The 12,437-nt window shown below is 42.9% G+C and carries 5 protein-coding genes, 2 rRNA genes and 1 other annotated feature; of the genes, 3 read left to right on the forward strand and 4 right to left on the reverse strand.

Annotated elements, in window-relative coordinates; all coding sequences use genetic code 11:
- Window positions 1–15 precede the first annotated feature (15 nt).
- Together IGI63_RS09330 and IGI63_RS09335 are read right to left on the reverse strand one after the other, a co-directional pair.
- Window positions 16–2,929, reverse strand: a 23S ribosomal RNA gene (locus IGI63_RS09330).
- A 226-nt stretch (window positions 2,930–3,155) separates the two neighbouring features.
- Window positions 3,156–4,716, reverse strand: a 16S ribosomal RNA gene (locus IGI63_RS09335).
- The 16S and 23S rRNA genes sit together here, the layout of an rRNA operon.
- Before the next feature lie 666 nt (window positions 4,717–5,382).
- Here IGI63_RS09335 and IGI63_RS09340 point away from each other — a divergent pair.
- The 3 genes from IGI63_RS09340 to serS all read left to right on the forward strand — a co-directional run bounded on the left by IGI63_RS09340 (window position 5,383) and on the right by serS (window position 8,849).
- On the forward strand, window positions 5,383–6,072 hold the full coding sequence (locus tag IGI63_RS09340; protein ID WP_002355963.1) for a response regulator transcription factor: 690 nt from the start codon (window positions 5,383–5,385) through the stop codon (window positions 6,070–6,072).
- Window positions 6,062–7,243, forward strand: coding sequence for a sensor histidine kinase (locus IGI63_RS09345; RefSeq protein WP_002363566.1), 1,182 nt, complete (start codon window positions 6,062–6,064; stop codon window positions 7,241–7,243). The genes IGI63_RS09340 and IGI63_RS09345 overlap by 11 nt, the downstream gene beginning before the upstream one ends.
- A 40-nt stretch (window positions 7,244–7,283) precedes the next feature.
- Window positions 7,284–7,490: a binding site (T-box leader), on the forward strand.
- An 87-nt stretch (window positions 7,491–7,577) separates the two neighbouring features.
- Window positions 7,578–8,849, forward strand: a complete 1,272-nt coding sequence (gene serS / locus IGI63_RS09350; protein WP_002355965.1) for a serine--tRNA ligase — start codon at window positions 7,578–7,580, stop codon at window positions 8,847–8,849.
- A 116-nt stretch (window positions 8,850–8,965) separates the two neighbouring features.
- Here serS and guaB read toward each other — a convergent pair whose 3' ends face one another.
- Together guaB and IGI63_RS09360 are read right to left on the reverse strand one after the other, a co-directional pair.
- On the reverse strand, window positions 8,966–10,447 hold the full coding sequence (guaB, locus tag IGI63_RS09355; protein ID WP_002355966.1) for an IMP dehydrogenase: 1,482 nt from the start codon (window positions 10,445–10,447) through the stop codon (window positions 8,966–8,968).
- A gap of 157 nt (window positions 10,448–10,604) precedes the next feature.
- Window positions 10,605–12,287, reverse strand: a complete 1,683-nt coding sequence (locus IGI63_RS09360) for a 6-pyruvoyl-tetrahydropterin synthase-related protein (protein ID WP_429975722.1) — start codon at window positions 12,285–12,287, stop codon at window positions 10,605–10,607.
- Between the last annotated feature and the right edge of the window lie 150 nt (window positions 12,288–12,437).

The following is a 12,437-nucleotide window of genomic DNA, read 5'->3' on the forward strand; positions in this document are numbered from 1 at the left end:
TTACTTATCCATTCTTTGGTTAAGTCCTCGACCGATTAGTATTGGTCCGCTCCAACTATCACTAGCCTTCCACTTCCAACCTATCTACCTGATCATCTCTCAGGGGTCTTACTTTCTTAAAGAAATGGGAAATCTCATCTTGAGGTGGGCTTCACACTTAGATGCTTTCAGCGTTTATCCCTTCCCTACATAGCTACCCAGCAATGCCCTTGGCAGAACAACTGGTACACCAGCGGTAAGTCCATCCCGGTCCTCTCGTACTAAGGACAGCTCCTCTCAAATTTCCAACGCCCGCGACGGATAGGGACCGAACTGTCTCACGACGTTCTGAACCCAGCTCGCGTGCCGCTTTAATGGGCGAACAGCCCAACCCTTGGGACCGACTACAGCCCCAGGATGCGACGAGCCGACATCGAGGTGCCAAACCTCCCCGTCGATGTGGACTCTTGGGGGAGATAAGCCTGTTATCCCCAGGGTAGCTTTTATCCGTTGAGCGATGGCCCTTCCATGCGGAACCACCGGATCACTAAGCCCGACTTTCGTCCCTGCTCGACTTGTAGGTCTCGCAGTCAAGCTCCCTTCTGCCTTTACACTCTTCGAATGATTTCCAACCATTCTGAGGGAACCTTTGGGCGCCTCCGTTACCTTTTAGGAGGCGACCGCCCCAGTCAAACTGCCCATCTGACACTGTCTCCCACCACGATTAGTGGTGCGGGTTAGAGGGTTCATAACACAAGGGTAGTATCCCACCAGCGCCTCCTCCGAAACTAGCGTTCCGGTCTCATCGGCTCCTACCTATCCTGTACATGTGGTACAAACACTCAATATCAAACTACAGTAAAGCTCCATGGGGTCTTTCCGTCCTGTCGCGGGTAACCTGCATCTTCACAGGTACTAAAATTTCACCGAGTCTCTCGTTGAGACAGTGCCCAAATCGTTACGCCTTTCGTGCGGGTCGGAACTTACCCGACAAGGAATTTCGCTACCTTAGGACCGTTATAGTTACGGCCGCCGTTTACTGGGGCTTCAATTCTGAGCTTCGCCGAAGCTAACCCATCCTCTTAACCTTCCAGCACCGGGCAGGCGTCAGCCCCTATACTTCATCTTACGATTTTGCAGAGACCTGTGTTTTTGATAAACAGTCGCTTGGGCCTATTCACTGCGGCTGACCGAAGTCAGCACCCCTTCTCCCGAAGTTACGGGGTCATTTTGCCGAGTTCCTTAACGAGAGTTCGCTCGCTCACCTTAGGATACTCTCCTCGACTACCTGTGTCGGTTTACGGTACGGGCAGTTGTTTTCTCACTAGAAGCTTTTCTTGGCAGTGTGACATCAGGAACTTCGCTACTATTATTTCGCTCCCCGTCACAACTTGTCCTTAAAGAGTAAAGCATTTAACTCTACTCAAGACTCATTGCTTGGACATGCACTTCCAATCGCATGTATTCCTTAGCCTACTGCGTCCCTCCATTGCTCAAACAAAAACAACTGGTACAGGAATATCAACCTGTTGTCCATCGCCTACGCCTATCGGCCTCGGCTTAGGTCCCGACTAACCCTGGGCGGACGAGCCTTCCCCCAGGAAACCTTAGTCATACGGTGGACAGGATTCTCACCTGTCTTTCGCTACTCATACCGGCATTCTCACTTCTAAGCGCTCCAGCCGTCCTCACGATCGACCTTCAACGCCCTTAGAACGCTCTCCTACCACTACACCTAATGGTGTAGTCCACAGCTTCGGTAATATGTTTAGCCCCGGTACATTTTCGGCGCAGGGTCACTCGACTAGTGAGCTATTACGCACTCTTTAAATGGTGGCTGCTTCTAAGCCAACATCCTAGTTGTCTGTGCAACCCCACATCCTTTTCCACTTAACATATATTTTGGGACCTTAGCTGGTGGTCTGGGCTGTTTCCCTTTCGACTACGGATCTTATCACTCGCAGTCTGACTCCCGGATATAAATGAATGGCATTCGGAGTTTATCTGAATTCGGTAACCCGAGATGGGCCCCTAGTCCAAACAGTGCTCTACCTCCATCATTCTCAATTCCGAGGCTAGCCCTAAAGCTATTTCGGAGAGAACCAGCTATCTCCAAGTTCGTTTGGAATTTCTCCGCTACCCACACCTCATCCCCGCACTTTTCAACGTACGTGGGTTCGGTCCTCCAGTGCGTTTTACCGCACCTTCAACCTGGACATGGGTAGATCACATGGTTTCGGGTCTACGACTACATACTCATTCGCCCTATTCAGACTCGCTTTCGCTGCGGCTCCGTCTCTTCGACTTAACCTCGCATGCAATCGTAACTCGCCGGTTCATTCTACAAAAGGCACGCCATCACTCATTAACGAGCTTTGACTTGTTGTAGGCACACGGTTTCAGGATCTATTTCACTCCCCTTCCGGGGTGCTTTTCACCTTTCCCTCACGGTACTGGTTCACTATCGGTCACTAGGGAGTATTTAGCCTTGCGGGATGGTCCCCGCGGATTCCGACGGAATTTCTCGTGTTCCGCCGTACTCAGGATCCTCCTAGGTGTTGTCAGCATTTCGTCTACGGGGCTTTCACCCTCTTTAGCGGAATTTTCCAAATCCTTCAACTATACTAACAGACTACCATATTGGAGTCCTACAACCCCAACAAGCAAGCTTGTTGGTTTGGGCTCTTCCCGTTTCGCTCGCCGCTACTCAGGGAATCGAATTTTCTTTCTCTTCCTGCAGGTACTAAGATGTTTCAGTTCTCTGCGTCTACCTCTAATCAGCTATGTATTCACTGAAAAGTAATATCCTATAAAAGATATTGGGTTTCCCCATTCGGAAATCTCTGGATCATAGCTTACTTACAGCTCCCCAAAGCATATCGGTGTTAGTCCCGTCCTTCATCGGCTCCTAGTGCCAAGGCATCCACCGTGCGCCCTTATTCACTTAACCTTATCAACCTTACGGTTGGGTCTTGATCACTTCTTCTAGCGATAGAAGGTTAATCAATAAATAAGCAATTGAACTTATTAAAAAACTCATTCAACGCGGTGTTCTCGGTTTGTTTTGATTCTTTTTACTTCAATATCCAGTTTTCAATGAACGAATGTTTTGAGAGTAGACCTCTCAAAACTGAACAAAGTAAAGACGAAATGTGTATTTCCGTAATATTCCTTAGAAAGGAGGTGATCCAGCCGCACCTTCCGATACGGCTACCTTGTTACGACTTCACCCCAATCATCTATCCCACCTTAGGCGGCTGGCTCCAAAAAGGTTACCTCACCGACTTCGGGTGTTACAAACTCTCGTGGTGTGACGGGCGGTGTGTACAAGGCCCGGGAACGTATTCACCGCGGCGTGCTGATCCGCGATTACTAGCGATTCCGGCTTCATGCAGGCGAGTTGCAGCCTGCAATCCGAACTGAGAGAAGCTTTAAGAGATTTGCATGACCTCGCGGTCTAGCGACTCGTTGTACTTCCCATTGTAGCACGTGTGTAGCCCAGGTCATAAGGGGCATGATGATTTGACGTCATCCCCACCTTCCTCCGGTTTGTCACCGGCAGTCTCGCTAGAGTGCCCAACTAAATGATGGCAACTAACAATAAGGGTTGCGCTCGTTGCGGGACTTAACCCAACATCTCACGACACGAGCTGACGACAACCATGCACCACCTGTCACTTTGTCCCCGAAGGGAAAGCTCTATCTCTAGAGTGGTCAAAGGATGTCAAGACCTGGTAAGGTTCTTCGCGTTGCTTCGAATTAAACCACATGCTCCACCGCTTGTGCGGGCCCCCGTCAATTCCTTTGAGTTTCAACCTTGCGGTCGTACTCCCCAGGCGGAGTGCTTAATGCGTTTGCTGCAGCACTGAAGGGCGGAAACCCTCCAACACTTAGCACTCATCGTTTACGGCGTGGACTACCAGGGTATCTAATCCTGTTTGCTCCCCACGCTTTCGAGCCTCAGCGTCAGTTACAGACCAGAGAGCCGCCTTCGCCACTGGTGTTCCTCCATATATCTACGCATTTCACCGCTACACATGGAATTCCACTCTCCTCTTCTGCACTCAAGTCTCCCAGTTTCCAATGACCCTCCCCGGTTGAGCCGGGGGCTTTCACATCAGACTTAAGAAACCGCCTGCGCTCGCTTTACGCCCAATAAATCCGGACAACGCTTGCCACCTACGTATTACCGCGGCTGCTGGCACGTAGTTAGCCGTGGCTTTCTGGTTAGATACCGTCAGGGGACGTTCAGTTACTAACGTCCTTGTTCTTCTCTAACAACAGAGTTTTACGATCCGAAAACCTTCTTCACTCACGCGGCGTTGCTCGGTCAGACTTTCGTCCATTGCCGAAGATTCCCTACTGCTGCCTCCCGTAGGAGTCTGGGCCGTGTCTCAGTCCCAGTGTGGCCGATCACCCTCTCAGGTCGGCTATGCATCGTGGCCTTGGTGAGCCGTTACCTCACCAACTAGCTAATGCACCGCGGGTCCATCCATCAGCGACACCCGAAAGCGCCTTTCACTCTTATGCCATGCGGCATAAACTGTTATGCGGTATTAGCACCTGTTTCCAAGTGTTATCCCCCTCTGATGGGTAGGTTACCCACGTGTTACTCACCCGTCCGCCACTCCTCTTTCCAATTGAGTGCAAGCACTCGGGAGGAAAGAAGCGTTCGACTTGCATGTATTAGGCACGCCGCCAGCGTTCGTCCTGAGCCAGGATCAAACTCTCATAATAAAAGTTAGAACAATCTTACGATTGTTAAGCTCAATTTGTTTGCTAGCATATTGCTTGCTTGTTAAAAATGTTTGTTGTCTTGAATTGAATCAAGACGCCCTACACATTTGGTTCGTCTATTCTTTGTTCAGTTTTCAAAGGTCTACGTTACCTCGCAGCAACTTTTATATCATAACAAACTTTTGTTTGAATGTCAAAAACTTTTTTAAAAAAGTTTTTTTAAGTTGTTTTGCTCGGTTGTTGTTGTCTGTTGTGACAACTTCTATATCTTATCATCTCGTTTGTTATTTGTCAACAACTTTTTTGTTGTTTTTTCAAACTTTTTTCGAGAAATTTGAAATCAAGAATTGTTATTTAATTATTGATTTCTGAATCGCTCAGCTGTGTGACTCGCCTTGCGACATGTAATAATATACCAAGATTTCAAGCATTGGTCAATCATTATTTTCACTTTTTTTAAACTTTTTTTCAATACCGATTATTATGATTGGTATAGGTATTTTCGTTCGTTTTTTACCCCCTTTCATCCTTTTTTGGCTATAGTTTATTAACTTTTAGCAAAATCTTCTAAATTTATCGTAATATATCAAGGATTTTGTCCTTTTTAGCAATTATTTGTTAAAATATGGAAAAGAGATTTTTTATATATGGAGGAAATGAACGCTTATGAAAATTTTAGTTGCAGATGATGATAAAGAAATTGTAGAACTATTGAGTATTTATATTCATAATGAAGGATACGAAGTCGTGAAAGCTTATGATGGAAAAGAAGCGTTATCCAAATTGCACACAACACCAGATATCGATTTATTAATCTTGGACATTATGATGCCAATCATGGATGGAATGGAAGTAGTAAAAGAACTTCGAAAAGAATCGCAAATTCCAATTATTATGTTAACAGCAAAAACAACCGATATGGATAAAATCAAAGGCTTAGTTGCTGGTGCAGACGATTATGTCACCAAGCCTTTCAATCCTTTAGAAGTAATGGCTCGGGTGAAGTCTATTTTACGTAGAAGCCAAATGCAATTAACCAAAGAAGAACCCGATGAATTAGAAGTCGGCCCATTAATGATTAATAAGGACTCTCACGAAGTCAAAACAATAGAAGGAAAAGAAATTCAATTAACCGCTCTTGAGTTTGGTATCCTCTATCTATTAGCTAGTCATCCAAATCGTGTATTTAGTGCGGATGAAATTTTTGAGCGTGTGTGGCAACAGGAAAGTATTGTTTCTGCTAAAACCGTGATGGTTCACGTCAGTCATTTAAGAGATAAGATTGAAGAAGCAACTGGTGGAGAAAAAGTCATTCAAACAGTGTGGGGAGTTGGATATAAGATCGATGCTCGTTAAACCTAAAAAGATTGAAAAACAAAAACGAATTACCTTAACTTCTAAAGAAATCAGCGAGTTATTAGCAGAAGCAATTGTGACAATTGTTTTATTACTACTATTAAATGTCTCAATTATGTTCCTTTTAGGACAACTACTTAGTGAAAACTCGCCCTTAGCTGGTGTCATCTGGGCCACTAAGGATGCGGTCGCTAAAGAATTAAATACTGATTTGTTTTGGAGCTGGAATAAATTTGTCTTACCTATTTTCTTTTTAGTAGATGCAGCTGTTCTCTATTGGCGCTTAATTCGTCGCTACCATCAAATGCAATTGCGTCATATTATCAGTGAGTTACATTACATCGCTGATGGTAATTACAATCACCGCATTCCGTTTGAATTAAGTGGTGATTTAGCAAAAGTCGTGACGAGTATTAACGGTCTGGTGGATAGTACTGTCGCAGCCATTGAAGATGAACGGCGAATTGAAAAATCAAAAGATGAATTAATTACGAATGTCAGTCATGATATTCGGACACCGTTAACTTCTATTATTGGTTATCTGGGATTGATTGAAGATCGTCAATTTCATAGCCAAGAAGATTTACTGAAATATACGCATACCGCTTACGTCAAAGCGAAACAAATGAAATTATTAGTTGATGATCTTTTTGAATATACAAAAGTCCGTCAACCAAGTGTACCGATTCATACGACGACTTTTGATATGGCACAATTAATTGAACAGCTTGCTGCCGATTTTGAATTGGAAGCGAAAAAGATTAATATGCAAATCCAAGTAAAAGCCAATCCAGCTTCTTTAATGATGGAAGGCGATACAGAAAAACTAGTCCGAGTCTTTAACAACCTTCTTTCAAATGCTTTGAAATATGGCAAAGGCGGCCATCATATTGTAATGGAAGTAGACAAAGTCGGCACCGAAGCAATTATCGCTGTTCGCAATGATGGACCAGCTATCCCTAAACATTCTTTAGATCAGTTATTTGACCGCTTCTATCGTGTCGAAGAATCCCGATCACAAGAAACGGGTGGTACTGGTTTAGGTCTGGCTATTGCACAAAGTATTGTTGCTTTACATGGTGGATATATTTATGCGAAGTCTGATCAAAAGTGGACCTCCTTTATTATTCATCTACCCTTACAGCGTACCAACAAGAAATCAGAGAGTTAATTGACATCCCTGAACTTTTTCGGTATTCTATAGAAAAGAGAAAACTAAGAGAAAAAGTATTTATGGCACTGAATTCCAGAGAGTTTGCGGGGGTGCGAGCAAACATTCACCTATAAAGAAGTCCGTCTCTTCCAGGTGTCCAGCGAAATAAGTTGGAACGGTCTGCAGCCGTTATCTGCAAATCAAGGGCAGTAACATTACTGAACTTGGGTGGTACCGCGAGATTTCCAGTCATTTCGTCCCAAGAATATTTATTTTTGGGGTGAGATGGCTTTTTTGTTGTTTTCTACAACAGTTATTATTGGTTATGTACTAATTTTAAGGAGGAAAAAATATGTTAGATGTAAAAATGATGCGTCAAAATTTTGACGAAGTAAAAGCAAAGCTACAAACCCGTGGCGTGAAAGAAGAAATCTTAGTGGAATTTCTGCGTTTAGATGAAAGTCGCCGTGATTTATTAGTCAAAGTCGAAGAAATGAAAAAATACCGGAATGATGTGTCTGCTGAAATTGCTCAATTAAAACGGAACAAAGAAGATGCAACGGCCAAAATCGCGGAAATGAAAGAAGTCGGCGGCAATATTAAAGCGTTAGATGCAGAAATTAATGCTATTGACGAAGAGCTACGTGGGATCACAACTACTTTACCGAACTTGCCAGATGATTCTGTGCCTGTTGGTGCTGGTGAAGAAGAAAATGTAGAAGTACGTCGTTGGAGTGAACCAAGAACTTTTGCTTTTGAACCAAAACCACACTGGGAAGTCGCTGAAAACTTAGGCATTCTAGATTTTGAACGTGGTGCCAAAGTAGCTGGTAGCCGTTTTGTTTATTACAAAGGCTTAGGTGCTCGCTTAGAACGTGCGTTATACAACTTCATGTTAGATTTACATGTTTATGAACATGGGTATACAGAAATGATTACGCCTTATATCGTTAATGACACCGCCATGTTCGGGACTGGCCAATTTCCTAAATTTAAAGAAGATGTCTTCCAATTACAAGATACGGATTTAACGTTAATTCCAACTGCGGAAGTCCCTCTAACCAATTACTACAACAATGAAATTTTAGATGGCAAGGATTTACCGATTTACTTTACGGCCTTGAGCCCTTCTTTCCGTTCTGAAGCTGGTAGCGCTGGTCGTGACACACGTGGGTTAATTCGTTTACACCAATTTAATAAAGTCGAAATGGTTAAATTTAGTGATGCAGAGCATTCTTATGAGGAATTAGAAAAAATGACGAATAATGCCGAAGAAATTCTGCAAAAACTGGGATTACCTTACCGTGTCATGGCTCTTTCAACAGGTGACATGGGCTTCTCAGCTGCGAAAACTTATGACTTGGAAGTTTGGATTCCCGCTCAAGAGACATACCGTGAAATCAGTTCATGCTCAAACTGTGAAGATTTCCAAGCGCGCCGTGCGATGATTCGTTACCGTGATGAAAATGATAAAGTCCAATATGCGCATACACTCAATGGTTCTGGTTTAGCCGTGGGACGGACAGTCGCTGCTATTTTAGAAAACTACCAAAACGAAGATGGCTCTGTGACTGTACCAGAAGTCCTAGTACCTTACATGGGTAACCTAACAGTTATTAAATAAAGGGAAGATGAAGGTCGTTGTCTGATATCAGATAACGGCTTTTATTCTACAGAAAAAGAGGCAGACGTCGAAATGACGTCTGCCTCTTTTAAATTTCAAAAAAATCAGCTTTTATTTTATTGAACAGAATAGTTTGGTGCTTCTTTTGTGATTTGAACGTCATGTGGATGTGATTCTTTCAATCCGTTACCACTCATTTGAACAAATTGTGCTTCTTCACGCAACGCTTTCAGGTCTGCTGCACCGACGTAACCCATCCCTGATTTCAAGCCACCGATTAATTGGAAGACAATATCAGAAACGCTTCCTTTGTAAGCGACACGTCCTTCGATTCCTTCTGGCACTAATTTGTTTGCTTCATTGACACTTCCTTGGAAGTAACGATCACTTGATCCTTTTTCCATTGCGCCCAATGAGCCCATGCCACGGTAAGTTTTGAAACGACGGCCTTGATAAATTTCAAATTCGCCTGGAGATTCATCTGTACCTGCTAACATACTTCCTAGCATTACAGCATGTCCACCAGCAGCTAAGGCTTTCACGATATCACCAGAATATTTAATACCGCCATCAGCGATAATTGCTTTACCATATTCTCTAGCTACAGAAGCAGCATCATAAATCGCTGTTAATTGAGGAACACCAACACCAGCAACGACACGTGTTGTACAAATTGAACCAGGTCCAATACCAACTTTGACAACGTCAACGCCGACATCATACAATGCTTTGGTTGCTTCAGCAGTGGCAACATTACCAGCAATTAATGTTGCTTCAGGGAACGTTTCACGAATTTCTTTAATTTTGCGAATAACGCCGGCACTATGGCCATGTGCAGTATCGATAACAATCGCATCGGCACCTGCTTCTAATAATGCTTCCGCACGTTCGAACGTATCACTAGTGACACCGACTGCTGCCGCCACAAGTAAACGACCGTGTTCGTCTTTGGCAGCATTTGGGAATTCAATCACTTTTTCAATGTCTTTAATTGTAATTAAGCCACTTAAGCGACCTGCTTCATCAACGATTGGTAATTTTTCGATTTTATGTTTTTGTAAGATTTTTTCTGCATCTTTTAAAGATGTGCCAACTGGCGCAGTGACTAAATGATCTTTTGTCATGACTTCTTCGATTTTGATTTGGTAGTCGGTTACAAAACGCATATCACGGTTTGTAATAATTCCGACTAATTTACGGTTTTCCATTGTTTCTACAATTGGCACACCGCTAATACGGTAACGACTCATTAATTCTTCTGCATCCGCTACTAAGTTTGTTGGTGTTAGAAAGAATGGATCAATGATAACGCCGCTTTCAGAACGTTTGACTTTACGTACTTCGTCTGCTTGTTGGGCGACAGTCATATTTTTATGTACGACACCTAGTCCACCTTGACGAGCCATCGCAATTGCCATATTACTATCTGTAACAGTATCCATACTGGCACTCATCAATGGAATATTTAACTTGATATTTTTAGCTAATTGTACACTCATGTCTACATCATTTGGTAAGACATGGCTTTCTGCAGGGATTAATAGCACATCATCAAATGTAAGACCTTTTTTCGCAAATTTTGTTTCCCAATTTGACATTTTTTTGTCCACTCCTCGACTTAATTTTATATATGAAAATAACAGATAATACTAAGGAAGTCAACTAGATTTGTTTAAATAATCAATGAGGAATAAAGGACAAAACGCCGAAATCGGTTTGTCCTTTATTCAACTCTTCCTAATTAAGGTCCTACTTTCATCGTTGTTCTTTTATCTTGTGTTTCTTTTTTTGTTGTAAAAATCGGCTAAATCCAAAACCGCCGACAGAAAGCAAGGTCATCATTGTCCCTATTTTTTGCACTTTTGTTCTTTGGTAACGGATGTCGACATGTCCTGTACCAGATAAAGAAAGAGCGGCTAAGCCTCCTTGATTGGTTAGGCTCATTTTTTTAGCGCCCGTTTGGTTTTTCATTTGAATCGTGGCTTGATAGCCTAAGTAATAAATAAAAGGAACGGTCACCTTCGCTGATTGATTCACCACTTGGTAGTCAAATGAAATTTTCCCATAAGGCATTCTAACATTTGTAATGGTTACTTGTGCTGCCGAATAATCAAGTTGTCGTTTTTTCTGTTTCAATAATTCCTGATAATTGATTTCATCTGGCAAATATTCATGGCCCGCACCGATATAAAAAGGCGTTGGTTGCTCATACTCAGCTTTTGTTAACAGGTGGCCTTGTTGTGACTGAATACTTTGATATTGATAAATGCCTAAATTGCTGATGGCAAGGAAAACCAACAAAGCCACAGTCCAAGATTTACGGAAAACGCCCCATTCGTCTTGTGCAATGAAAAAAGCGAGCATTACGGAAAGAATCCCTAAAAACCGCCAAGGAAACTGAATCGTATTTAAAGGCGTGTGGTTCAGCCAGTGCCAAGGAAAAAGCGTAGTAACCATCAATAAGAGTACCAGCGTCAAACCAATAAACCGTTTGTTCTGAATTTTTTTGCTGGCAAGCGAAACCACTGCTACAACAAGTCCCACAAACAAAAGGGTTCCTAGATTCGCTGTTTTCGCGTGAAAAACACTGCTCTTTAAACTATTAATGAAAAGAGAATCAATGGGATAACTTCTTTCGGAAATATAAGTGAGTGGATTGGATGTAACTTTAAACACTTGATTTTTCATTTGTTCAGCAACTGGTAAAAGATAAAAGGCCAGCCAAAGTAGTGTCAGACCTGCAGCCTTCGCTAATGCCCACAGGACCTCCTTTTTAAAAAACTGCTGCCAATAAAACAGAATGTATAACCCAATCCAAATAGAAACCATTTCAATAGAAATAAAGTGAGCCAACCCAATGCCAGTCATCGCCAGCGTTAACAACGGCCAACATTTCGTGGTTCCCTTTCGTAATAAAAACAGGCTCGCTAAGACCAACGGAAAAAAGCTTAGCGCCAAAAATTCTCCTAACGCTTGGCGATTAAACAAGTCTTGCATGCGGTAAATAGATAAGCCATACAAAATGGCAAAGAGATAGCTTCTTTTTTTAGAGAGCGCCATGATTCGGCCTGCATAATAAGTAAGACTGAATGTTGCCAAATTTACCGCAAACACAAAAATCGCCATACTAGCGACAAAGGAAAAACCCAGAACACGCAAAAGCGCAGGTAAATAAAGATACGCATCTGGATAAAACAAACTAGAGGCATAGCCATAGCCTCCCAAGAAAAAATAATTGATTTTAGGAAACCAGTCGTTGTTTTTAATTGCTAATGCGAGACCTTCCACCCGATTTTGATGAAAGCGGAAATCACTTGCTCGTAAAAAATTCTCTTGAAAATAGACAAAATAGAGAGAAAGTCCACTTAATAAGAGAAAACTAATAAAAATGAGTAGCCGCTCGTGTTGACGGCACCAAGACTTCACTTGTTGTCCCATAAGAGGCTCCTTTCTTTAGCAAACTTCTGAAAACAGAAGCCTGGGACACTAGTTTTTTCGACTAATCCCCCAGGCTTTAACTGTTAAAACGCTCTATTGAGAGAGCGAATTTGCTTGTTGCAGTTTCTGCGTCAGCCGAGCGCATTCACA

The organism is Enterococcus sp. DIV0086 (assembly GCF_050498705.1).
GTDB classification, from domain to species: domain Bacteria; phylum Bacillota; class Bacilli; order Lactobacillales; family Enterococcaceae; genus Enterococcus; species Enterococcus faecalis.

Excerpts from the sequence above, each read along its gene's own strand:
- IGI63_RS09340 (WP_002355963.1), top strand. The coding sequence starts at position 5,383 with ATGAAAATTTTAGTTGCAGATGATGATAAAGAAATTGTAGAACTATTG.
- IGI63_RS09345 (WP_002363566.1), top strand. The coding sequence starts at position 6,062 with ATGCTCGTTAAACCTAAAAAGATTGAAAAACAAAAACGAATTACCTTA.
- serS (WP_002355965.1), top strand. The coding sequence starts at position 7,578 with ATGTTAGATGTAAAAATGATGCGTCAAAATTTTGACGAAGTAAAAGCA.
- guaB (WP_002355966.1), bottom strand. The coding sequence starts at position 10,447 with ATGTCAAATTGGGAAACAAAATTTGCGAAAAAAGGTCTTACATTTGAT.
- IGI63_RS09360 (WP_429975722.1), bottom strand. The coding sequence starts at position 12,287 with ATGGGACAACAAGTGAAGTCTTGGTGCCGTCAACACGAGCGGCTACTC.